General features: G+C 49.8%; 18 protein-coding genes and 12 tRNA genes. 28 read left to right on the top strand and 2 right to left on the bottom strand.

The genetic code is table 11. From position 1 onward, the window contains the following. The 6 genes from mnmH (at nucleotide 1) to H581_RS0124940 (ending at nucleotide 5,314) form a co-directional block, all read left to right on the top strand. On the top strand, nucleotides 1–1,059 hold the full coding sequence (gene mnmH / locus H581_RS0124965; protein WP_028612374.1) for a tRNA 2-selenouridine(34) synthase MnmH: 1,059 nt from the start codon (nucleotides 1–3) through the stop codon (nucleotides 1,057–1,059). A 280-nt stretch (nucleotides 1,060–1,339) separates the two neighbouring features. Further along, nucleotides 1,340–2,161: an alpha/beta hydrolase gene (locus H581_RS0124960; RefSeq protein ID WP_028612373.1), complete on the top strand. Its 822-nt coding sequence runs from the start codon at nucleotides 1,340–1,342 to the stop codon at nucleotides 2,159–2,161. Beyond that, a complete protein-coding gene (locus H581_RS39375) occupies nucleotides 2,145–2,267 on the top strand; it encodes a hypothetical protein (protein WP_281169568.1) in 123 nt (40 codons plus the stop codon). The genes H581_RS0124960 and H581_RS39375 overlap by 17 nt, the downstream gene beginning before the upstream one ends. 116 nt (nucleotides 2,268–2,383) lie before the next feature. Then, complete coding sequence (locus tag H581_RS0124950) at nucleotides 2,384–3,460, top strand: DUF3048 domain-containing protein (protein ID WP_036720049.1); 1,077 nt, start codon at nucleotides 2,384–2,386, stop codon at nucleotides 3,458–3,460. 221 nt (nucleotides 3,461–3,681) lie between these two features. Continuing rightward, nucleotides 3,682–4,293 carry a DUF47 domain-containing protein gene (locus tag H581_RS0124945; protein WP_028612371.1) on the top strand — a complete coding sequence of 204 codons (612 nt, stop codon included), beginning with the start codon at nucleotides 3,682–3,684 and terminating at the stop codon, nucleotides 4,291–4,293. Between the two features lie 25 nt (nucleotides 4,294–4,318). Next, entirely contained in the window at nucleotides 4,319–5,314 is a 996-nt protein-coding gene (locus tag H581_RS0124940) for an inorganic phosphate transporter (RefSeq protein ID WP_028612370.1), read from the top strand. A 1,039-nt stretch (nucleotides 5,315–6,353) separates the two neighbouring features. Here H581_RS0124940 and H581_RS39085 read toward each other — a convergent pair. Further along, nucleotides 6,354–6,878 carry a hypothetical protein gene (locus tag H581_RS39085; protein WP_051251355.1) on the bottom strand — a complete coding sequence of 175 codons (525 nt, stop codon included), beginning with the start codon at nucleotides 6,876–6,878 and terminating at the stop codon, nucleotides 6,354–6,356. Between the two features lie 325 nt (nucleotides 6,879–7,203). Here H581_RS39085 and H581_RS0124930 point away from each other — a divergent pair, with 325 nt between their 5' ends. From H581_RS0124930 to H581_RS36685, 5 genes are all read left to right on the top strand, one after another. Next, nucleotides 7,204–7,494, top strand: a complete 291-nt coding sequence (locus tag H581_RS0124930) for a YerC/YecD family TrpR-related protein (RefSeq protein WP_028612369.1) — start codon at nucleotides 7,204–7,206, stop codon at nucleotides 7,492–7,494. Nucleotides 7,495–7,503: 9 nt separating this feature from the next. Further along, entirely contained in the window at nucleotides 7,504–8,280 is a 777-nt protein-coding gene (locus tag H581_RS0124925) for a sirohydrochlorin chelatase (protein WP_028612368.1), read from the top strand. A gap of 107 nt (nucleotides 8,281–8,387) precedes the next feature. Continuing rightward, entirely contained in the window at nucleotides 8,388–9,302 is a 915-nt protein-coding gene (locus tag H581_RS0124920) for a diacylglycerol kinase (RefSeq protein WP_036720046.1), read from the top strand. A 90-nt stretch (nucleotides 9,303–9,392) separates the two neighbouring features. Then, a complete protein-coding gene (gene rlmD / locus H581_RS35315) occupies nucleotides 9,393–10,865 on the top strand; it encodes a 23S rRNA (uracil(1939)-C(5))-methyltransferase RlmD (protein WP_051251353.1) in 1,473 nt (490 codons plus the stop codon). A 347-nt stretch (nucleotides 10,866–11,212) separates the two neighbouring features. Further along, nucleotides 11,213–14,215 (top strand): S-layer homology domain-containing protein, encoded by a 3,003-nt coding sequence (locus H581_RS36685; protein WP_051251351.1) that lies wholly within the window; start codon nucleotides 11,213–11,215, stop codon nucleotides 14,213–14,215. Nucleotides 14,216–14,324: 109 nt separating this feature from the next. On the opposite strand, the gene H581_RS0124905 is transcribed toward H581_RS36685, so the two are convergent. Then, nucleotides 14,325–15,182 carry a phosphotransferase gene (locus H581_RS0124905; RefSeq protein ID WP_028612366.1) on the bottom strand — a complete coding sequence of 286 codons (858 nt, stop codon included), beginning with the start codon at nucleotides 15,180–15,182 and terminating at the stop codon, nucleotides 14,325–14,327. Between the two features lie 1,206 nt (nucleotides 15,183–16,388). Here H581_RS0124905 and H581_RS0124895 point away from each other — a divergent pair. The 17 genes from H581_RS0124895 to H581_RS0124810 all read left to right on the top strand — a co-directional run bounded on the left by H581_RS0124895 (nucleotide 16,389) and on the right by H581_RS0124810 (nucleotide 23,576). Further along, nucleotides 16,389–16,466: transfer RNA gene (locus H581_RS0124895), tRNA-Cys, on the top strand. A gap of 9 nt (nucleotides 16,467–16,475) precedes the next feature. Then, nucleotides 16,476–16,549, top strand: a tRNA-Glu gene (locus H581_RS0124890). Between the two features lie 85 nt (nucleotides 16,550–16,634). Continuing rightward, nucleotides 16,635–16,710: transfer RNA gene (locus H581_RS0124880), tRNA-Phe, on the top strand. Nucleotides 16,711–16,712: 2 nt separating this feature from the next. After that, nucleotides 16,713–16,789 (top strand) — tRNA-His (locus H581_RS0124875). A gap of 3 nt (nucleotides 16,790–16,792) precedes the next feature. Further along, nucleotides 16,793–16,867, top strand: a tRNA-Gln gene (locus H581_RS0124870). A gap of 1 nt (nucleotide 16,868) precedes the next feature. Further along, a tRNA-Leu gene (locus H581_RS0124865) sits at nucleotides 16,869–16,955 on the top strand. Nucleotides 16,956–17,159: 204 nt separating this feature from the next. Further along, nucleotides 17,160–17,236 (top strand) — tRNA-Glu (locus H581_RS0124860). Nucleotides 17,237–17,240: 4 nt separating this feature from the next. Next, nucleotides 17,241–17,314: transfer RNA gene (locus H581_RS0124855), tRNA-Asp, on the top strand. Between the two features lie 8 nt (nucleotides 17,315–17,322). Next, nucleotides 17,323–17,400 (top strand) — tRNA-Ile (locus H581_RS0124850). 4 nt (nucleotides 17,401–17,404) lie between these two features. Then, a tRNA-Asn gene (locus H581_RS0124845) sits at nucleotides 17,405–17,480 on the top strand. Between the two features lies 1 nt (nucleotide 17,481). Beyond that, nucleotides 17,482–17,554 (top strand) — tRNA-Ala (locus H581_RS0124840). A 59-nt stretch (nucleotides 17,555–17,613) separates the two neighbouring features. After that, nucleotides 17,614–17,685 (top strand) — tRNA-Met (locus H581_RS0124835). Between the two features lie 50 nt (nucleotides 17,686–17,735). After that, nucleotides 17,736–18,317 carry a ribonuclease H-like YkuK family protein gene (locus tag H581_RS0124830; RefSeq protein WP_028612364.1) on the top strand — a complete coding sequence of 194 codons (582 nt, stop codon included), beginning with the start codon at nucleotides 17,736–17,738 and terminating at the stop codon, nucleotides 18,315–18,317. 652 nt (nucleotides 18,318–18,969) lie between these two features. After that, nucleotides 18,970–19,623 (top strand): M48 family metallopeptidase, encoded by a 654-nt coding sequence (locus tag H581_RS0124825; RefSeq protein ID WP_028612363.1) that lies wholly within the window; start codon nucleotides 18,970–18,972, stop codon nucleotides 19,621–19,623. A gap of 131 nt (nucleotides 19,624–19,754) precedes the next feature. Further along, on the top strand, nucleotides 19,755–20,231 hold the full coding sequence (locus H581_RS0124820) for a GNAT family N-acetyltransferase (RefSeq protein WP_028612362.1): 477 nt from the start codon (nucleotides 19,755–19,757) through the stop codon (nucleotides 20,229–20,231). A 116-nt stretch (nucleotides 20,232–20,347) separates the two neighbouring features. Then, on the top strand, nucleotides 20,348–20,818 hold the full coding sequence (locus H581_RS0124815) for a HEAT repeat domain-containing protein (RefSeq protein ID WP_028612361.1): 471 nt from the start codon (nucleotides 20,348–20,350) through the stop codon (nucleotides 20,816–20,818). Nucleotides 20,819–20,948: 130 nt separating this feature from the next. Next, entirely contained in the window at nucleotides 20,949–23,576 is a 2,628-nt protein-coding gene (locus tag H581_RS0124810) for a winged helix-turn-helix domain-containing protein (RefSeq protein WP_028612360.1), read from the top strand. Nucleotides 23,577–23,724 lie beyond the last annotated feature (148 nt).

Here is a 23,724-nt window from a genome sequence, read left to right as displayed (position 1 = left end):
ATGTTTCAGGATATTACCGTAGAGGAGCTCCTCGAGCTTTACCGCAAAGGGGAAGCGCAGCTGATCGACGTCCGCTCCGAGTCCGAATATGCGGAATCCACCATTCCGGGAAGCATCAATATCCCGATCTTTAACGATGCGGAAAGGGCGGCAGTCGGTACGCTCTATAAGCAGGAAAGCGTGGATGCGGCCAAGGACAGGGGCCTGGAGATCGTATCGGCCAAGCTGCCGGCGTTTATCCGGGACATCGGCGGAGACGGACCGAAGAACAAGATTGTATTCTGCTGGCGCGGAGGAATGCGAAGCCGCACATCGGCAACCCTTGCATCGCTGATGGGCCTGAAAATGTTTCGTTTGTCCGGCGGATTCCGCGCTTACCGCAAGTGGGTTGTCGAGACGCTGGACAGCTATACGAAGCTGCCGCCCTGTTACGTGCTTAACGGGTTCACCGGCACGGGAAAAACAGAGCTGCTGGCGAGGCTGCAGGAGCGGGGGTATCCCGTCCTTAACCTGGAGTGGATGGCGGAGCATCGCGGATCGATCTTTGGCCATATCGGCAAAGCGCCCAGCAACCAGAAGACGTTTGATTCGCGTTTGGTTCATGAGCTGATCCGCCTGCAAAATGCGCCTTATCTCATCCTTGAAGCCGAGAGCAAACGGGTGGGGAAGATCGTGCTTCCCGAATTTCTTGTGAAAGCGAAGGAAGCGGGAACGGCGTTATTTCTCGAAATGCCGGTCGAGACGAGAGTAATGAATATTTTAAACGATTATAAGCCCGAGGAGCATAAGGAAGACTTTATTCGTTCCTTCGAACGGATCGAGAAACGAATTCATACGCCTGTTGCGGCCGAGATTCGAAGCGCGTTGGAGAAAGACGATTTCGGCGAGGCGGCCAGGCTGCTGCTGCTTCATTACTATGACCCTCGTTACCAGCATGCGACGGAGCAGTATAAGCAAGAAAGAATTACGATCGCTGCCGCTGATCTGGATCAAGCGTTGGAGGAAATTATCCAAAGGCTGCCCAAGCTCCCTACGGATTGGACGCAGCACGTTTCCTGAGGGAAGAATTATAAATAAAACGGTTATCTTAAGGAGTGTTGTAACTTCGGCGGATAGCCGTTTTCTAAAATATAGGAATGTAGTTTAGCACTTATAATAAGGCTTATATTTCACCGCGAAACGGTTGCTTCCTCGGAAGGATGCCGACGGGCATTTCTGCTTGTTGGACGGATACGGCTGATGAGAGCATTGACAGGCAGCGAGGCACTTGATATTATGATCTTACTATAATTCACAGTATACGGGTAGGAATTATTATATTAATAAGGAGGGCATCGGGATGGAAAAACAATTGACGCTGCGGCATGACGGGCTGGAGCTGGCGGCTACGCTCCATTACCCGTCGGACGTAAGCGGAAACGAATCGGAGAAGAAGCAGGCGATTATCATCTGCCACGGTTTTATCGGCTCCCGCGTCGGGGTAGACCGGTTATTCGTCAAGACCGCGCGTGCCCTCGCGGCCCAAGGCTCCTACGTGCTGCGCTTTGATTACGGCGGCTGCGGGGAAAGCAGCGGCGACTACGGCGCGTTAGGCTTCGATTCGATGGTGGATCAGACCCGAACCGCAATCGACTATTTAGCGGCTATGGAATGCGTGGATCCTCTGCGGATGGTCTTGCTCGGCCACAGCCTGGGCGGAGCGGTCGCGATCATGACTGCCGTGAAGGACAGAAGAGTGAAGCGCCTCGTTCTCTGGTCGCCGGTCGGCTACCCTTTCAACGATATTGTGCGCATCGTCGGCAGAAACAGCTATGACGAAGCGGTGACAAGCGGCAGCTCGGATCATCAAGGCTACACGCTGCAGCCGGTTTTCTTCGAATCGCTGCAGCAGCATCAGCCGTTTCAATCGGCTGCGAAGTTCAGCGGAGAAGTGCTGCTCGTGCACGGCACAAGCGATGAGTTGATTCCGGTCGACTACAGCTTCCTATATCAGAAAGTGTTTTGGACACGGAATGAAGGCCTATGCGATAAAGAAATTATTTTTCAAGCGAATCATACGTACTCGAACCGGACACATCAGGAGGCGGCGATCCGGATTACCTCGGATTGGCTGAGCGGTCTCGATAAACGGCAGGCGGAATGGCATGATTGGAGCATTTAAAGAGGAATCCCGAAAGCAGCGCAGAACCGGCAGCATGAAGATGCGGCTAACGGTTCGTCGAAGCGGCAGGCGTTTACGCTTGGCCGTTCCGGCGCTGTTTTTGTAGGTTCAAATGGAAAAAAAGCCGCCTTTTGCCGAGACATCCGTCCCAAAATGTGGTTAAATGGAAGGAAGGTGAAAACGAATACAAGCTATACGTAGCGGAAAAAGGCAGGGTTGCGCATGAACAAACGATTGCAGGTATCGGCAGGAACGTTGCTATTGTCACTCTCCCTTCTGGTATCGGCATGTAACGGCGGCAGCGGCGGAGACAATACGAAGCCGGAAGAGACTGGCAGTACGAACGATATCGTAGTGAATACGACTCCGGTCCCCGAACCGACTCCGCTTCCTTATGATGCGCCGCTCTCCGGGGTGAAGCTGGAAACCGAAGCGAAGGCGAGACCGATTGTCGTGATGATCAACAATTATGCGGCGGCTCGTCCGCAGTCCGGACTTACGAACGCAGACGTTATATGGGAAGTGCTTGCCGAGGGCGGCATTACGCGGTTAATCGCGGTCTTCCAAAGCACGAATGCCGTAACGGACACCATCGGACCGATTCGCAGCATCCGGCCTTATTTAATCGATATCGGAGACAGCTACAGCGCCGTATTGGCCCACGCGGGAGCCAGCAACGACGGGTATGATATTTTGCAGCATCAGGGCAAGCCTTATTTGGACGAAATCTCGAACGCGGGCAGCTACTTCTGGAGGAGCAAGGAACGGAAGGCGCCGCATAACCTATATTCGAGCCTGGAGAAGCTGCGCGAGGGCGCGGATATGAAAAAGTATAAGAAGGACGTTACGGTTCCGGCCTACTCCTTCTCGGAAGACGGAGCGGCAGATGCAGGCGAGCCCGCGACGGAAATATCCATTACATTTCTTATGCAAAGCTATAAGGTAGGGTATGCGTACGATGCGGTTACAGGGCTTTACAAGCGTTCCATCGGCGATAAGCCGCATATCGATTTAAACAATAACGAGCAGCTGTCCGGCACGAACCTGGTCGTACTTGGAGCCAGGCATAAAACGCTGGACAACGAGGGCCGGCTTTCCGTCGATTTAAAGTCAGGCGGTTCGGCGGTTTTGTTCCAGAAGGGCAAAGCCATTGAAGCGGAGTGGGTACGCAGTCCGGACGGCATGATCCGGATCGTGAAGGACGGGAAGGACCTTCCATTTGTCCCCGGTAAAACCTTTTTTCATATCGTTCCGAACAATCCTACCTTTGCCGAGCATGTAACATGGGTACAATCGTAATTTATTGGAAACACTGTTAACAGACGTTAACGGATGAGCTTCCAGAGAAGAAGAAGGCGCAATCCTGTGACGGGATCGCGTCTTTTTTTAATTTATTTATGAAAAAAATAAAAGTTTTCATAAATCCTTTACATTCTCTTAACAATTCGCAGCTAAACTGTGTTAAGATATTGTGGGCTCGGCAAGACGCCTAAACATCCAAGTCGGTAAAGGGGATTACGATGTTCAAGAAAAAAGATATTTTCTTTAAGACGTTCGAAGAGATGGCAGATACGCTGGTTGATGCGGTTGAGTATTTCGCTAATGGCATATCGGACCTATCGGATGTCGCTGCTTTCGCCAAATCGATGAAGGAGTATGAAAGCAAATGCGATCTATTCGTTCATACGATTCTGAAGGAACTGAATAAAACGTTCATTACGCCGATCGAGCGTGAGGACATCATGGCGCTGACGACTTCTCTCGACGACGTGCTGGACGGCATTGAAGCATGCGCATCGCGTTTTGAGATGTACAACGTACAAGAAAAGGACGAGTACATAACACTGTTCGGCGACATTCTTGTTCGATCCGCCCATCAGATCAAGAAGGCCATCTATCTGCTGACGGAGAAAAAGCTGCTTGCTATCCGCGAGCCGAACATTGCGCTTAATGAGCTGGAGAACCAGGCGGATGACCTGCTTCGCGTCGGCATTAAGAGCTTGTTCACGAATGTAAAGGATCCAATCGAGTTGATGAAGCGCAAGGAAATTTATGAGATGTTAGAAGAAACGACCGACTTCTGCGAGGATGTTGCCAATACGCTGGAATCGATCATTATGCGTAACAGCTAATCTGGAGAGGTAGGAGTTCTTCGAAATGGATTTAATCGTTCTATGGATCGTTGTGTTTCTGGCGCTTTCGTTTGATTTTATAAATGGTTTTCACGACACGGCCAATGCGATCGCAACTTCGGTATCGACTCGTGCGTTGAAGCCACGGGTGGCAATCATCTTGGCTGCGGTTATGAACTTTGTCGGCGCGATTACGTTTACCGGCGTCGCAAAGACGATCGGAAGCGGCGTCGCCGACCCGGCGAAGCTGGAGCACGGCGTCGAAATCGTTATCGCGGCGCTGCTATCCGCTATAGCATGGAATCTGATTACATGGTGGTTCGGCATACCGTCCTCCTCGTCGCACGCTCTGATCGGTTCTTTGGCCGGTGCGGTTATTGCGGGAGCAGGCTGGAGCGATATTAACTCCAGCGGCATCATGAAGATTATCAAGGCGCTTATCTTCTCGCCGCTCATTGCGTTCTCCGCCGGCTTCATTATTATGTGGATATTGAAGCTCATCTTTGCCAAATCAAGTCCGCATCAGGTGAACAAAGGCTTCCGGTTCGGACAAATCATTACGGCGGCGTTCCAATCGTTCTCGCACGGCACGAATGACGCGCAGAAGGCGATGGGGATCATCGTATTCGCGCTGGTAGCGGCCGGCATGCAGGAAACGATGGACGTTCCGCTATGGGTTAAGATTTCCGCGGCGACCGCGATGGCGCTTGGCACCTCGGTCGGCGGCTGGAAGATCATTAAGACGATGGGGACGAAGATTTTCAAAATCGAACCCATTAACGGCTTCGCCGCGGATATCGGTTCCGCAGCGGTTATCCTGACGGCAACGATGATCCATCTGCCGGTAAGCACGACGCATGTCATCACATCCTCGATTCTCGGCGTCGGCAGCGCGAAGCGCTTCTCCGCGGTGAAATGGGGCGTCGCGGGCCGGATCTTGATCGCTTGGATCATCACCATTCCGATTACCGTGCTGATGGCGATGTTCTTCTTCTGGCTGATCCGCTTGTTCTTCTTGTAGGAGGCGGTTCGCGAAGAAGTCGCATCTCTTACACAAGTGAGGCGGATTCATTAAATAGTGAGGAAAATCTCACTAATACAAGGATAATAGATGCTTTTTAATGTAATAGTGAGGAAAACCTCACTCGCCATGAGCCTAGGTTCATGGGGAATGAGATTTACCTCACTATTTTTTTGTGTTTCCTGGAATCAAGCCGGACGGGGTATGAGGTTTGCCTCAATAATTGTGAGTTTTACTTCACTGTAACCGTATAATGATGCTTAAGCAGACAATAATGGTAATCCCTAATGAGTACACGATCGGCGGAGCTTATTGCAGCAATATATCGGACCTTAGACATGAGCCTGTGGATAACCATCGGTGAATTATGCGAATGTTCACAATTTTACACACAGATGTGCATGAACTCGACGTTCTTTTACGATGAGCATTCTTCCGATAAGTTGTGCACAATTGAGCAAATGGCGAAGAGTGTCGAAGGTTGCACTTGTGCACAGGTGAACGGGGGAGTACGTGGCTGAAATGTGTTAAACCCTTGAGCGGCTGTGGATAAAACGCTTTTTGAATGATCCACAGCGGGATAAAGATTGGATGAATGGTGTGCGATTGTGCAAAAGTTGTCGATCGGAGTTGTATATTATCTGTCGTTTGTGAGCGCCTCCCTTATGGTCGATGAAAGGATATTCTGCTCGCAGTCCCTCATCATTATGGTCAAATACCGGTCCCCATACCTGGCTCAGAAACGCGAGAGCAGACTTATCCAATTTGTTTCTGTATGTTCCGCTTATAGCGGCTTCGCGGTCAAGCAGTAATACAGCTCAGCAAATTCGGATGCAAATCGATTCCTCCTTCATGCTATGGAAACGAAAACACCCCGACCGCAAGCGAAATCGCTGCAATCGGGGTGCCTACACTCGGGCAGTTATAGCATCATCATAACGAAAAGATGGCTTAGGGGTAACTACCGCCATCGACTTCAGCGAGCATCGTTGCGCTCTTCTGCGTTAAGCCGTCTTACTAGGCAGCGGCATTGCCGCTGCTACCGCTTGCGTTTCGTCGTGCGGCGGCGGCCGCCTCCGGTGCTCGGCGAGGTTTTGGTGCGTTTCCGCCGTTTCGGTCTCCATTCGCCGCTGCCGGAATCATCGCCGGATGCGGCGGCGGATTTTTTGCCGAAGGAGCCCATGAGCACTTTGACGAGCGGCGCCATCTGGGAGACGCTGGACATCACCTTCTGCACCTTCGTCACGGTGGAGAGGATCCCGTCGATGCCGCCCATCCGGTCGATATAACCTTTGATTTCACTTAGATTGGCAAGGGAGAAGCCGCCAGCTTTTGCAGGAACGGTCGTCAGTTCGGACACTCCCGCTGTTGGATCGGACATGACGGAAGGCAGCATATTCTGCGCATGCGGCGCTGTCGGCGGCATGACCGGCAAATCCCCGCCAAAGTTGAAGCCGCCCGACTTGGCGCCAAACGATTTGTTCGGCGGGTTTATACCTTGACGGTGTGCGCCATGCCTATCGTATTGGTGGTTGCCCGGGCCGGGGTTATTGCGATAATTCACACGGATCACAACCCTTTTTTTTTATTAGTCTATGGGATAGGCGAACATTCCGTATGGACGAATGTCCCGAGTGCGGATTTTTTTCTGGCATTCTAAGAATTTATTAGTGTTACACTTATATGTGAATAGAATTCTCTGAGATACCGTTGTTTGGGTGAATTTGCTGCATGAGTTGCTGCCCTATGCTTGGATATTCTTGCGTACGGAGCAGGCAGCAGACAGACTCTTCCATCCTGTAAAGCGTGAATACGGCAATGTTTGAATAAAACGTATAAAAAAGTTACAATAAAAACATTAGTTAGTTCTAAACTGGGAGTGGATAACGATGCAGCTGAAGAAGCTGAACGATAAGGCGATAGATCAATTATTCGAAGCGATACTTACGTTAAAGTCGGTTGAGGAATGTTATGTTTTTTTTGACGATTTGTGCACGGTAAATGAAATTCAGTCGTTGTCGCAGCGGCTCGAGGTGGCTCGCATGCTGGGCAAGGGCAGTACATATAATCAGATCGAAGCGGAGACTGGCGCCAGCACGGCGACGATCTCGCGGGTTAAGCGATGTTTGAATTACGGCAATGACGGCTATAAAATGGCGCTAGAACGTCTCGGAAGGTAGGAATGCAAGGTGAAGCCCGGTATTCTTGTCATTAGTCACGGCTCCAGGGAAACGGAGTGGGTGCGTCTTGTGGATGCCGCGGTAACGGCTGCATCTCAGCCGTTCGCCGGCATTCCGGTCGTGTCGTCCTTCCTCGAGATCGTCGAGGGACGGCTTATTCAAGACGGCATTGATGAGCTGGAACGGCAGGGCGTCACGGATATGCTTGCGGTGCCGCTGTTTATTTCGTCGGGCAGCACGCATGTGGATGAGATTGGCCAAGCTTTTGGTCTCCCCTGGGTCTCGGATCTGGAGGGGGACCTCGGCATGTTCCGTTATAACGCAAGGCTGCGCTACGGCAAGCCGATCGACGATGACCCGGAGATCGCGGAGCTTCTGCTGGCGAATATAGCGGAGCTGACGAAGAACCCCGCTAAGGAGGCCTTGCTGCTTATCGGTCACGGGAGCAAGGAAAAGGTGTTCCATGAGCGCTGGGAGCGGGGACTAAGCCTTCTCGGCGAGCGGCTTCGCGGGCTTGGCGGTTATGCGCGGGCGGAATACGCCATGCTGCTGCCCGATCAGGCTGCCGGGAAGCTGAAGGCGATGCAAGCGGCACAACCGGAGGAAGCGGTCATTGCGGTGCCGCTTTTTTTGAGTCAGGGCTATTTTACGAATAAGGTCGTTCCGTCCCGGCTTGAAGGTCTGGATTACCGGTATAACGGCAAGGCGATGCTGCCTCATCCGGCGATTGAACGATGGCTCGTCAGGCAAATGTCGGAATGGCTGGAATTGGTGCGTGAAGCGTAGAAAACGATTTTTTGAAAGCCGCAAGACGAACTTTTACTGCCAAGGAAACGTCAGCTATTTGAACATGCATATATATAGGATGAATGGATTGTTGGGGGTGAATCAAAATGACCATCAAGCGCGCGAGACTTATTTATAACCCGACCTCGGGACGAGAAGAGATGAAACGGCGTTTGCCGGATATTCTGCAGCGGCTCGAGAAGGGCGGCATCGAAACGAGCTGCCATGCGACGATCGGAGAAGGCGATGCTTCGCTCGCAGCCTCCGAGGCGGCGGACCGCGGCTATGACATGATCATTGCGGCGGGCGGCGACGGCACGCTGTATGAAGTAATCAACGGCTTAACGGGGAAGCCGGACCGACCTCCGCTCGGTATTTTGCCGGTGGGCACGACGAATGATTTTGCCCGGGCGATGGGGATACCGAAGCATTGGGAGTATGCGATCGATCTGATCATTCAGCAGTACGCGAGACCGATTGATGTCGGGAAGGCGAATGAACGTTATTTTATTAACATTGCCGGTGGCGGCTCCTTGACGGAGCTCACTTATGACGTACCGAGCAAGCTGAAGACGATGATCGGGCAGCTGGCTTATTATATGAAGGGGATGGAGAAGATGACCCGCCTCCGTCCGACCGAGCTTCACTTTCAGGCGGCCGGCGCCGGGGAGTTCCATGATGAATTCATGATGTTCCTGATTTGCAACAGCAACTCGGTGGGCGGCTTTGAACGGCTCGCGCCGGACTCCAAGCTGGATGACGGTCTGCTCGATGTGCTGCTCATTCGCAAATGCAATCTGCCGGAGTTCATCAGACTGGTGACGCTGGCGCTGCGCGGGGAGCACTTGAACGATCCGCATGTCATTCATTTCCGGACGAACGAGCTGAAGGTCACAACGCCGGATTACGTTCAAATCAATCTCGACGGCGAGTATGGGGGCGTGCTGCCGTGCACGTTCTCGGTGCTGCCGTCGCATTTGCATATTTTTGCGGATGAGACGGGTTCCTCGACCTACAGGTAGATCGCCTGCGGACAGGCGGCTAAGCAAGCCGCATTGAGGGAATAACGGGTAATAGGAAATACGGACTTACGTAAAGAGCGGAGAGCGTATATGCAGAATGGAAAAAATAAAGGCGGCAGAGGAAGACCGGGCGGCCGGGCTCATTCGGGAGCGGCGGCTTCGGCTTCGGCGGATGCGCCTTTTCAGAAAAACGAACAAGTCACCGTCGATATCATCGGCTTGACGCATGACGGAGAAGGGGTGGGCCGCGCTGACGGCTTCACCCTTTTCATACAGGGAGCGCTGCCCGGCGAACGCGTGCGCGCAAAGGTTATGAAGGTGAAGAAGCAGTATGGCTACGCCAGGATGGAGGAGCTGCTCGAGGCTAGTCCGAACCGCGTGCAGCCGGCCTGCCCGATTCATAAAGAGTGCGGCGGCTGCCAGCTGCAGCATCTCGATTATCCCGCGCAGCTGGAATGGAAACGGCAGCATGTCATCGACAATCTGGCACGGATCGGGAAGCTGAACGTAGCGCAGGAACCGGGCTCGGACGGCGTTGTCGTCCGCAGGGCCATCGGCATGGACGAGCCTTGGCGGTACCGGAATAAGGCGGCGGTTCCTGTCGGCGTCGGCGCTGTAGAAGGAGGCCTGGTGGCAGGCTTCTATGCCCGCGGCAGCCACCGGATCGTCGATATGGACGATTGCCTGATTCAGCATGAACAGAACGATAGGGTCATCCGCGCAGTGAAGCGGATCGGGCGCGAGCTGGGCGTTGCGCCTTACGACGAGGAGACGGGCCACGGCGTGCTGCGGCATGTAATCGTGCGGACGGGCGTGGTGACGGGCGAGATCATGGTCGTGCTGGTGACGAACGGCAGGAAGCTGCCGCAGTCGGACCGTATGGTCCAGCGCATTCGCGAGGAGCTCACAGATGTGAAGAGTATCGTGCAGAATGTGAACGACCGGAGCACGAATGCGATTTTCGGTGATGAGACTCACGTGCTGTGGGGCAGCGACGTGATTTATGACGAGCTCGACGGCATCCGCTTCGCAATCTCGGCAAGGTCGTTCTATCAGGTGAACCCGGCGCAGACCGTCGAGCTTTACCGCAAGGCGGTGGAGTACGCGGGATTGACCGGCTCCGAGACGGTTATTGACGCGTATTGCGGCATCGGAACGATCTCGCTATTCCTGGCCCGGCAAGCGGGCCGCGTATACGGCGTCGAGATCGTGCCGGAGGCGATCGAGGATGCTGCAAAAAATGCCGCTTTGAACGGCATTACGAACACTTCGTTCGAAGCGGGGCCGGCGGAGGTTGTGATTCCGCGCTGGCGCGAGGAAGGGATTACGGCCGACGTCATCGTCGTCGACCCGCCTCGCAAGGGCTGCGATCCCGCGCTGCTGGAGACGATTCTTGCGATGCAGCCGGAGCGCGTCGTCTATGTCAGCTGCAACCCGTCGACGCTGGCGAGGGACTTGCGCGTGCTGGAGGACGGCGGGTATAGAACGGTTGAGGTGACGCCGGTGGATATGTTTCCTCATACGGTTCATGTGGAGTGCTGTGTGTTCCTGGTGAGAGTATAGTATTTCATGAGCCACATGTACCCAAAATATTATTCATGTAAAAGTCAAAAGCACCCTAGCGGTGCTTTTTTTTGTATCCAAAATAAGTGGAAATGACGAAGAGTACGAAAATATCAAAGATTTGCGAGTTGCTGGCTTCATATATCCGAAAGATGCTACTTCGACAAAATCCCCCAGCGTTTTGAAACATTGTAAAGTAGATCAAACTGCTTGACCTTTACAATAGTGGCCGCACTTGTATTTTATATTAATAAAATCTTCATAATAACCGACTATCCATTTTACATATCGTTAGTAGAATCAGTAGAGTGTCAAACTACAAGAGTAAGAGGAGGAATCTTGCAACTATGTCTATGAAACTTCTTGCAAACAACACAAAGTGGGTAAGCTTTACACTTGTGTTGCTAATAACGCTTAGCGCTATCTTGCCTGCTTCTCAAGCGGGTGCGGTGCCGGCTGATACCATCAAGCTTCAATTGCTAAGCGTTAACGACTTGCACGGCAAAATTAACGACAAGTATTCCGAAGTTTCATTGAATGAAGATTTGAATGGGGATGGCACCGTTTCGTCGTCTACATATGTCGGCGGAATGGACTACATGGCTCACTGGCTGAAGCAACGCGAAGCCTCGAACCCGAACACATGGATCATCCATGCCGGCGACATGGTGGGAGGAAGCCCGCCGATCTCCGCATTGTTCCAAGACGAACCGGCAGTTGAAATTATGGAAGAAATAGGATTTGATGTCGGTACGGCAGGTAATCATGAGTTTGACGAAGGTACGCAAGAAATGCTCCGTCTTCTTCATGGAGGAACACATCCAAAAGGAACTGTGGATTATGACGGTCAAAACTTTCCGCTAACAGTAGCAAACGTTGTTTATAAAGACACGGGAGCTCACGTATTGCCTCCTTACATTATTAATGAGGTAGAAGGCGTTAAAGTTGGTTTTGTCGGTGTCATTACGGAAGAAACACCGCAAATCGTAATACCGGCGGGCATTCAAGATATCGAGTTTACGGATGCGGCCGATGCTGCTAATGAAGCGGTAGCAGAGCTTAAGGCGCAAGGCGTTAAGTCCATCATCGTTCTTGCTCACATTCCTGCAGATCAAGCAACAACCGGCGCATCTGTTGTTACAGGTGATGCAGCGGCACTTGCAAACGAATTGGACGATGAGGTCGACGTTGTTTTTGCAGGCCATAACCATAGAAGAGTAAGTGGCTTAGTCGACGGCAAGCTGGTTGTTCAAGCATGGGAGTACGGCAAGGCGTTCGCGGATGTGGAGCTTGAAATTGATCGCACAACAGGCGATATCGTAGCGAAGACCGCAGAAATCGTTGCTAACGTTCAGACAACTGCAGACCCGGCGGTAAAAGCAATCATCGACAATTACAATAGGCAAGCGGCGCCTTTATTGAATCGAGTAATCGGCAAAGCTGAAGTAGAAATGAGCAAAAACTACCCTGGCATGGGAATCGGCGCGAATGGCGATAAAGCTCTTGGCAACATGATCGCTGACGGCATGAAGCATGAAATGAGTGCCGATTTCGCATTGATGAACGGCGGTGGCGTTCGTGAGAACCTTAACGTCGGTGACATCACTTGGGGTGAGTTGTTCAGCATTCAGCCGTTCGGAAACGTTCTTGTAAAACTTGAAGTGACGGGTGCGGATCTTGAGGCGATTCTCAATGCGCAGCTTGGTTCCGGAACATCGTTTGGTCCAGACTTCCACGTTTCCGGCTTTAAGTACACTTGGTACAGAGACAGCAGCAACAATCGAAAAGTGCTAGACATTATCTTGCCGAACGGTTCGGCAATGGATAAGACCAAAACGTATACAGTCGTTGTAAACAACTTTATGCATACGTCGACAGCCGCAAAGAACAAACCAATCGGTGATCTTGGCAAAAACGCGGTAACAGGTCCGGAAGATCTTGAAGCAACAGTAAACTTCGTAAACAGCTTTACAGCACCGCTTAACTATGTTGAAGAAGGTCGTATTAAAGAAGTAGCGGCGCCTGCTGCGGTAACGCCGACACCACCAACAACGCCAACGCCGGAAACACCGAAAAACCCGGATGCGCCTGCAGACGTTACACCGGTAAGTACCAAGGAAGGCATTGAATTGGTAGTTGATAAGAAAGATCTCAAGAAAGTAACGACAGCAGACGGCAAAACAGTAACAACACTTGAAATCAGCAAAGATTCGCTCAGCAAGGCGCTTGAAATGGCAGCGGGTCAAGACTCGAAGAAAGCTATAATCGACTTGTCGAAGGTTGAAGGCACAACGATAGTAGGACTTCCGGCTTCAGCATTGCAAGATGCGAAAGATGCGGTAATCGAAATTAAAGCCGGAGACAACACCTATGAGCTTCCGTTAAGCATCATGAACGTTGATTCGGTTGCTGCAGCACTCGGTACTACAGCAGGCAGCGTTACCATCAGAGTGACGATCGAACCTGTAACAGGCAACGATGCGCAGCAAATCAACAAATCGGCGTCGCAAGCCGGCGTATCGCTGCTCGGCGAAGCGGTAAGCTTCACGATCACAGCGGAAGCAAACGGCAAATCGACGGAAGTGAACGACTTCGGTACGACGTATGTAACAAGAACGATCACGATTCATGTCGAGGTTGAGTCGGGTAGAGCGACAGCAGTAGCTTTCGATCCTGAAGCCGGCGAAATGACGTTCGTTCCTGCAACATTCGAAGTAGTAGACGGCAAAACGGTTGTAAAAATTAAACGTAACTCGAACAGTATCTATACGGTTGTAAAGTCCGATAAAACGTTCGCAGACCTTAACGGTCATTGGTCGAAGGAAGATGTAGAGCTTCTTGCTTCCAAGCTTGTCGTGAAAGGACAAACCGAAACGCAATTTGCTCCGAACAGCGACATCACTCGCGCTGAATTTGCAGCACTTCTGGTTCGTGCGCTAGGACTTAAGGAGAACATTGCGGCAGCTGCCAACATTAAGGACGTAAACGGCAGCGAATGGTTCTTCGGACCGCTCGGGGCAGCGGTGAAGGCGGGCTTGATGGAGGGCTTCGAGGACGGTACGTTCCGTCCGGATGCGAAAATTACCCGCGAGCAAATGGCGGTAATGATCAGCAGAGCGATGGCAACAGCCGGTAAAGAAATGGATGCAGCGGCGCTTGATGGTAATGCGAATTTTGAAGATGGCAGCAAGATCAAAGATTGGGCGGCAGACGCTGTTGCAATCAACGTTGCGGCGGGTATTATTAAAGGGACGCCTGCGAATACGTTCGAGCCTGCAAGCTTTGCGTCTAGAGCGGAAGCGACAGTCATGCTGAAGCGTTTGCTCGAATTCGTTGAATTTATCAATTAGTAAATCGGGAAAGACTCTGGATTAACCGAGATCACTGAAAAAGCCCCTATGATCTAAAAAGGTACAGCCCTCAAAAATGGAGGCTGTACCTTTTTCCTTACTCGTTTTATTAAGGGATAAGAACTTTCCAGTAACCCCATGCCTTTAAGTAACCGTCTAAATCATGTGGATGGACTTTTACGCAGATTCCAATTCTGCAATAAAGTTGAAGAATGACTTCCTCAATAAGCCTTGATCTATCCATTTCCTCATGATTGAGTAAATCGAAAGCAGCAAATAACGTTTCTAGGTTCAGGTCGTCAGGAGAGGAACAAAATGCATAAGTAAAATCATAAATAACAGGTCCAACCATTGGTGATGGGTCGATAACACCAGTTAGTGCAGACTCATGAAACACAAAATTATGGACGCCAGTATCACCATGCAATAAGTATTTCTCATTAACCTTTGAAGTGCTCTCAATTAGAGATTTTACTTTATAGTAATCCTCAATAGGTAACAGATCCCCCAAATTATTTCGAGCACCTTCCACGCTTCGCTCATTAAACTCACGCCAAGAATCACGCTGTGCTGCCAACCTTCCCCATTTTTCCGTTTGTTCATAAATTTCATAATGATTCAAAAGTTCATTAACCAAAAGTGTCAGCCAACTTATTTTTGAACCACGATTATAATGAGTTGTACCTGTAATGTAGGAATACACAATGAATGTCTTAGCAGGTTCGGTGTAGTGAAGTTTAGGTAATAGAGGGCTGTCTCTATAAGTCAGATGCAATTGTTCTACCAAGGATATATTTTCAGGGCTATCCAGTTTCAATACATATTTCGGTTCTTCATTGACTGTAAGAGTATACACGAGTCCATCCGTGGTTCCATTCATCTTATTAGTAACCGTGGTAGTGGAATCAATCACACCTATTTCAAGAAGGTCTTTAATAATGCCGTTAATATCCCGTTCTTGTACCATTTTTACTTCCTCCCGAGATTTCCCTATATTTCTCAACTATAATCTCTCAGATGATTTAAACGCTAGGTAAAATTTAGATATATTCAACTTTTCTGCTTATTAGCGCAGCAAGAAGAATCATGCCGTACCTAAGCACGTCAGATGACATGTAAGAGTTCCATCCGCGCAAGGGTAACCGTGCCTTTTAAGACGTACTAAGTGCACGCTGCGCGGTACGTCTGCCTCACATTGGAGTTAAGCAAATAAAAAAAGCTATTGACTTCTTTTGCCTTACTCGATTACTATTAGGAAAATTACGGATCAAAGAAAGGAGCGTGACTGGGAATGAAAACGGCTATTTATCCATTTGGTTGTGAGCAGAATCAACAGTGGGGTCTATTTGAAGGACGCCATTTATTTGCTGATCCCCAAAATACTCATTCCCAGCATACTCTTGTTATAGACGACTCCGGTTTTATGCGCATATAGCGTTTACTGGAGTTGCCAAACCCCTTTCGGGATATAACCAAGACTACTGCTGAAGCAGTGGTCTTTTCTATTTTTGTGAACGTTCCGAAAATAATTTGAAAAAAATGTGTTGACAAGGATAAAACTGGCATGATAAGATCGGACTCAGTTAAAGAGTGCAGCGACACAGCGTTAAAGTGTAAAAGCGCCTGGACAATGACTAACACTACTTTGGAAAGGAAGGGATCAGCATGAAGAAGTTATTTAAATCCTATTGCGGTCATGCGGCCGAGCAGTTCGGGAATGAACATCCATTTCAGCATCCGTTTAAGTTGGATAATCAATGTCGCGAGAATAGCGTAAGCGAGTTTTTTATTAGCCTCTTATCGCTTATTCCTCAACCGAAACCCGGTAGCTTATACGTACCACGTCTAGTCCGTTTCATTCCTGCAAAGGGAGGAGGAACGGCGCTAGTGTGATCATGAATCACGGACCGTTCCGAATCTAATCCGTTGATCCATAGAAATGTACGTTAGGCTACTTGCACCCAAGCAAGCGGTCCAATTCGGCATTCTCTAAATCCTTTGAGATTTAGGCTGACTGCTGATAGGGCCCGAGGGTGAGAGTAGCTTTTTTGCACCCTGAAACGGAACATATGTTCGAGTTAGAGGAGGTCGCGGAGTCCGATTTAACGCGCTCGTCTTGAAATCGAGAGGTGTTGTCTCCCTACGGGCTCGAGTCTCTTTCTTTCCTCCATCCGGACTGATGGCGAAGCCTGGCTAACGCGGCGGTCTGCAAAACCGCTATTCGCAGGTTCAAATCCTGTTCAGTCCTCCAATAATCATAGCGCATTAGGCAAGCGGTTTAAGCCACAGGGCTTTCAATCCTGCATTCGCCCGGTTCGAATCCGGCATGCGTCACTAATAAATTGCGGAATTAGTTCAATGGCAGAACGAATGCCTTCCAAGCATACGGCACGGGTTCGATTCCCGTATTCCGATCCAAGGTTGGGTAGCTCAGTTGGTAGAGCGATGGCCTGAAAAGCCATGCGTCGTCGGTTCGATTCCGGCCCCAACCACCATGGAGATCGTGGTGAAGTGGAAATCACGTCAGGTTGTGGCCCTGATACTGCGCCGGTTCGATTCCGGTCGGTCTCCCCAAATTGCCTCTTAGCCAAGTCGGTAAGGCAGCGGTCTTTGAAGCCGCGATCCCAGGTTCGAGCCCTGGAGGGGCAGCCATGCGGCTGTGATGGAATGGCAGACATACGGGCTTCAGAAGCTTCGTGCAGCGAAAGCTTACCTGTGGGTTCAAGTCCCGCTGGCCGCACTAAATACATAACGATCGGTTCGCAAAGTGTGAGTCTCTCATCAGTCGGGTTGGTGGATGGGGGAACGAAACACAAGCTGTAAAAAATCTGTGGGAGCCTAACCCGTTCCAAGCAAGGATTTACCGTGACCATGCTGGCGTAACTTAATCGGTAGAGCAACTGACTTACGTTACGATTCCTTATAATCAGTTTCATTCTTTCTTGGCGTAGTGGTGAAGCGGCATAACACACCTGTCTTTCGAACAGGCATTCGCGGGTTCGAATCCCGTCTACGTCTCCAATATGGTTCCATAGTTCAGCTGGTTAGAACGCTGCATTGTCAGTGCAGAGGTCAGGGGTTCAATTCCCCTTGGAACTGTCATATTTGCTGTCGTAGCTCAGTTTTGTTAGAGCACTCGGCTGATAACCGGGAGGTCGGTGGTTCAAGTCCATTCGACAGCACCAATTTAGGGATATAGCCGATTTGGTAAGGCAGCGCACTGTTAATGCGTGTAATGCAGGTTCGAGTCCTGTTATCCCTGCCATGGAGTCATAGCTCAGATGGTAGAGCAACTGCTTTGCAAGCAGAAGGCCAGAGGTTCAAATCCTCCCGGCTCCACAAACCATACAGGGGTCCATGCTCCTTGGAGTTTAAATCTCCCCAGTTCAGCCTTATGCGCGCCTTTAGCTTGAAGGCGGAGCTGCCGGCTCATAACCGGCCATACGATGGTTCGATACCATCAAGGCGTGCAAATTCAACATGAAAGGAAGAAGCCAACCTTGCATTACAGGTGAACCCCATGAAAACAAAAAGACGGCAATACCCATTGATTCACGAAACGACATTCCGCAATATGTCTGAACAGAACCTTGCATTTCGTGATGTGATGAATCGAATCGAACGGTTCATCGCTCAAGATCCAAGAGCCGTATACGATCTGGTGATTACTACCGACGCCCAAACACACTCCGGCCACACGAAATTCGTAAGCTGCATTGTCGTTTACAGGGTGGGACGCGGCGCGTGGTTGTGCGGACGCCAAATCATCCTCCCAAGGGAGATATTTTCTGTTCAAGAAAAATTGTCTCTGGAAACCAGCTATAGCCAAGAGATCGCAGGTCAGTTTGGTTACACGGAACGAGCTCGCCTCGAAGACATCATTGTTCCTTATATCGATCAAGGTGCTGACATCCGTTTCATAGTGGACATCGACGGTGGATCAGGAATCAAGAACAAGACTGCAGCGTATCTCTCTGAAATGGTCGGTCGTATAGAAGCAATGGGTCTGGTCGCACGGGTGAAACCTGAATCGGTGATGGTAAGTATCGCAGACCGCGAAACTAAGAAACCATATCGATTAGGAGTTGCTTCTAACACATAAGTCGATAGGATTCCGGATGAAAGGGGAGACCACCCGACGGCATCCTCCTTCAAGGGTTGTTAAGACCAAGTTTATAAGCCCGAGAATTGTTGCGGAAGCCTTTAATGTTCACGCATACGGTTCATGTAGAGTGCTGTGTGTTGCTGGTGAGCCAAAAATCCGGATCCATATTATTTTAAGAAAGCGCCTGTTTGAACTGACGGGTGCTTTCTTATTTTCTTAAGAAGGAAGTTTGTTGGAAAAGCTAATTAAACTCTGTACCTTAACTATGGTCACTTGTGTGTGGAGGGTACAGTTCATCTGGAAACGACTAAGAAAATCTTTTGATTATTATCCAAGAATGATATGCTTGCGTCTAGATGAAGGGATTATAGATCGCATACTCGTGTGCTATTCCTATAGACCCTGTTATCGCTAAATTGAATATAATGAAGACGATCAGCATTTATTGATGCATATTGCAGATGTGATTCATTGCTATTTACACCACTCTTACCGCCAAACCTATTCTGAGGGCAAACTGAAAGGACAATGGGAAAGGCTGGGGCTCTATCAGGTCATTCTCGTTAAAATCAAATTAAATCATGATAAATACGAGTAAGGGAATGAGGAGTAGAGGAGCTTTAGAAATAAACATATAGGAACGATGATGATGAAAATAGAATTTAAAAATAATACGATTGAATTTAATGTTCAATATGGCATTAGAAAAAGGATTTCGATTCATATCGATTCTACAGGTCTCATAACCGTAAAAGCTCCTAATGGTACAAGTAATGAAATGGTTATAAGCGCCGTAAAACATCATGGGGAAAGGATTTTGGACAAATTACATACGATTACGGAAGCACGAGAAATTCCTAAGACAAGGGAGTATCAAGATAAAGGAAAGTTCCTTCATCTTGGGAGATATTATTTTCTCCATGAGTTAATCGAGACAAAAGAGCTGAATGAAGAAGAACTGAAAAATAGTCTTAAAAAGTTTTATTTCTCAAGCTGCAAGAAGATTGTGGGGGAACGAATCAAAATATATCAAACTGAGCTGAAAGTTAAACCCAAAACGATTGAGGTAGTAGAATCTAAAACCAAGTGGGGAAGCTGCAGCTCGGATAAAAGAGTCACCTTTAATTATCGTTTAGCCATGGCACCGGTTGAAGTTATTGATTATGTAATCATCCATGAACTATGCCATCTTACCCATATGAATCATGATCGGTCATTTTGGAGACGTGTAGGAAGCATAATGCCGGATTATAAAGAAAAGGAAGAGTATTTGGCAAGGCATGGGCATGCTATGACACTTTAGGATTTGTGAATTAAGAAATCGTTAAGTTTAGAGTTGAATAAGAATATTGAAAAAGCAGAGAGCAAATTATAAAAGAAGAAGCAGGGAACGAAATAACACCTTGCTTCTTAAAGAGCAAAAGGAGACTGAAAATGCCTACAGTAATTACAAAACCATTTGATCAAGAAATGCAGACCCTATTAAGTGAATTAAAATCAGGTTATCATGCAGGGGAAATGAGCAAAAAGGAAAAATCGGAATTACCGGAAGAGATCTATATCATTGAAAATGATAATAATATGGTCGGGTACGGAGTGATTTGGGAATACAATAACGGGAAACAGTTAATTCATAAGGCGGAATCAGATTATTTTAGCCATGATGAAAAGTACCTTGAAAAGGACTTCTATATTGAAATTAAAAACAAAACAGATTTTGTATTTATAGAAGCGTTGGATGTTTTGAAGGAATATGAAGGCAAGGGCTATGCCGCTTTCTTTATTAACTGGCTTAAAGTGAAATACCCGAATAAAAAAATGTATGTATATACATTAGATAAATCACGGAACTTTTGGTTTAAGCAAGGTTTTGAGGTTGTAGGGAATACGGTATGGATGTCATTTCATTAATGTTTACTTTATACTAGGTTATAACAAATGCCCGCCGAGGGTAAGCAGATATCGAAGCACATCGTATTGCAATTAGCGAAAGTGCAAAAGTTGAAAATAGAAGGGGATTGGATCGACTGGGTAATGAGCATATAAAAGGCGAGCTGCCTCCCAATTATGAGGAGTTAAAAAAAGCGGCAAATCGTACGGCGAATTGGCGGGAACGCTTAAAGGCCGTTGAAGAGTTAGGTCAATGGGAGAATCAGCAAACCATTGACATACTGCAGCGGGTAGCGGCTGAGGATGCGGTCTATAAGGTTCAAGAGGCTGCTTACAGAAAACTCAAAAAAATCGGTGCAGATACTCCATCACCATCAAGGAAAAAGGGGGACCTGATTAAAGGAGTAACAAAAATTTTATTGCGGATCAAGAAGAGCTTGCCGGAAGGTCATACGGTAGAAGAGTTCAAAGAGAAGCTGCAAAGGACTCGAATAGATGTGTATGATACCTACGAAGGTGAGAAGGGCGCTGACTTTGATCAGTGGCTTGAAAACACCTGGGCGTCGTTATCTACTAAAGACCTGAATCATAAATCGAAGCAAAAGTAATTAACGCCTCCCACACCAAGAGGGAGGCATTTTCATGCGCACTTCGTGTATGATATGAGTTTACTTTCGTCCTGAACAGTCGCTTTATCATCTGTTGACTGCGGAGAACCGCGGTTTGTATAATGAGTCTATGACTATTCCAATTATATCCACTAAATTATATATGCCCCTGCCCCGGTCGAACGTTGTTATCCGGCCTCGCCTGATCGAGCGGCTGAACGAGGGTCTGCACCGCAAACTGACCCTCATCTCCGCCTCAGCCGGCTTTGGTAAAACCACGCTGGTCAGCGAATGGCTCGCCGGTTGCGAACAACAGGCCGCCTGGCTGTCGCTGGAGGAAGGGGATAACGACCCGATACGTTTTCTGATTTACCTCGTTGCTGCTTTGCAGACGATTGCGGCGAAAATTGGAGAAGGTGTGTTTGCTGTGCTCCAATCTCCTCAGCCACCGCCAGCCGAAACGATTCTGACGGCCTTGCTCAATGAAATCACTGCCATCCCGGACAATTTCGTTCTCGTCCTTGACGATTACCACGTTATTGAGGCCAAACCGATTGAAGATGCCCTCACCTTTCTGCTCAAGCACCTACCGCCACAGATGCACCTGGTCATCGCCACCCGCGAGGATCCGCCTCTGCCCTTGGCCCGGTTACGCGTACGGGGCCAATTGACCGAACTGCGCAGCACAGACTTGCGGTTTACCCCCTCCGAAGCCGCCGGATTTCTGGGCCAGGTGATGGGCCTAAACCTCTCATCGGCAAACATCGCCCTACTTGAAACCCGCACCGAAGGCTGGATTGCCGGCCTGCAATTAGCCGCGATTTCATTGCAGGGACATAAAGACGCCGCCAGCTTTATCAAATCTTTCAACGGCAGTCACCGTTACGTGCTGGACTATCTGGTTGAAGAAGTCCTGCAACAACAATCCGAAAGCGTACAGGCATTTTTGCTGTGCACATCTATCCTCGACCGCATGTGCGGGCCCCTTTGTGATGCCGTTCTACTCGACTCTTCCGCTTCCGGGCAAGAAACCCTTAACTATCTCGAACGCGCCAACCTGTTTATTGTCCCCCTTGACAACGATCGGCGTTGGTACCGCTATCACCATCTCTTTGCTGATTTGCTGCGGCAGCGACTGCACCAGAGCGCCGCTTCGTCTACAGGGGATGAGGGGAGAGGAGCGGCCGAATTACACAAACGTGCCAGCATATGGTACGAAGACAATGGCCTGGAGATTGAAGCTTTTCACCATGCTGCTGCTGCCAATGATGTTGAGCGCGCCGCGCGGTTGGTTGAAGGAGAGGGGATGCCTCTGCACTTTCGTGGCGCGGCGGGCCCTGTACTGAACTGGCTGGAGTCGCTGCAGGCGGCGGTGCTGGATGCTAGACCCTCGTTGTGGGTGACGTATGCCTCGGCGTTACTGTTTGCCAGTCGACCGACCGGCGTCGAACAGAAACTGCGGGCTGCCGAAGCAGCCCTTCAAGGCGCCGGGTTGAACGACAAGACACGAGACCTTATAGGACATATTGCCGCCATACGGGCCTCAGTAGCGGTTAGTCAGCATCAGGTAGAAACCATCATTACCCAGTCGCACCGCGCCCTGGAGTATCTGGACCAAGGCAACCTGCCTGTCCGCACTGCCATGATCTGGACGCAGGGGTATGCCTATCATCTTCAAGGTGACCGTGCCGCAGCAAGACAGGCCTATACCGAAGCTATATATATCAGCCAGACGATTGGGCATTTCATCATCACCATAATGGCTACTATCGGTCTGGGCAACTTACAGGAAGCAGACAACGAGCTCGATCTGGCGGCCGATACATACCGGCGCGTCCTGCAGCTGGCAGGCGATCCGCCGCTGCCGGTTGCCTGTGAAGCGCATCTTGGCCTGGCTCGTATAAGCTGCGAATGGAACGACATGGATGCCGCTTTACGGCACGGGCAACAGAGCGTCCAAATGGCGCGCCAGATAGAGAACACCGACAGATTCATTTCCTGTGAGGTGTTTCTCGCTCGTCTGAAGCTTGCCCAGGGAGATGTGGCCGCCGCGGACGCTATTCTGGCTAAGGCCGATCAGCTCGTGCGCCAGCATAACTTCATGCATCAGATGCGTGAGGTTGCTGCCGCGCAAGTGCTTGTGTTGCTTCGCCAGGGCAATCCGGCGGCCGCCGCTCATCTGGCTCAGACGCATGAGCTCCTGAGCAGCCTGGCCCGGGTACACCTGGCCCAAGGAGAGGCAGCCGCAGCATTGGCGGCGCTGGAGCCGATGCGCCGGCAAGCGGAGGCTAAGGGCTGGAAGAATGAACGGCTCAAGGTTATGGTTCTACAGGCGGTTGCTTTACATGAGCATGGCGATATGGACATGGCTGTTCAACTGCTGGGTGACGCGCTGTTGTTGGCTGAGCCGGGCGGCTTCATCCGTATATTTGTCGATGAAGGTATTCCGATGGCGGGACTATTGACCGAAGCAGCTGCTCATGGGATTATGCCGGGCTATATAGGTAAGCTCCTGGCTGTATTCGAATCTGGCCAGCACCCTGCCGCACCTGCCAAGACCCTTATCGAGCCATTGAGTGAACGCGAGTTAAACGTACTGCAACTCATTGCCCAAGGACTCTCGAATCGTGAGATTAGCGAGCGGCTTTTCCTGGCCTTGAGTTCGGTTAAAGGGCATAATCAGAATATTTTTGGCAAACTACAAGTCCGGAGGCGCACCGAAGCCGTAGCACGGGCCCGTGAATTGGGTCTGTTGTAGTCTACCTTCTTAGTAACCCCCCAGCAATACCCCCAAAAAACCTAAAACAATACTTAAGTATCTATACGTAAATACCGTATTGCAGCTATGCTTCTTGTAAATTGAGCAAGTGGCATAGACTGTTATGGCTGGCCACCACAGGTACAGG

Source organism: Paenibacillus harenae DSM 16969 (assembly GCF_000422465.1).
GTDB classification, from domain to species: Bacteria; Bacillota; Bacilli; order Paenibacillales; family Paenibacillaceae; genus Pristimantibacillus; species Pristimantibacillus harenae.
Note: the sequence above shows the minus strand (reverse complement) of the source record. Positions and strands in the feature narration are given on the sequence as shown.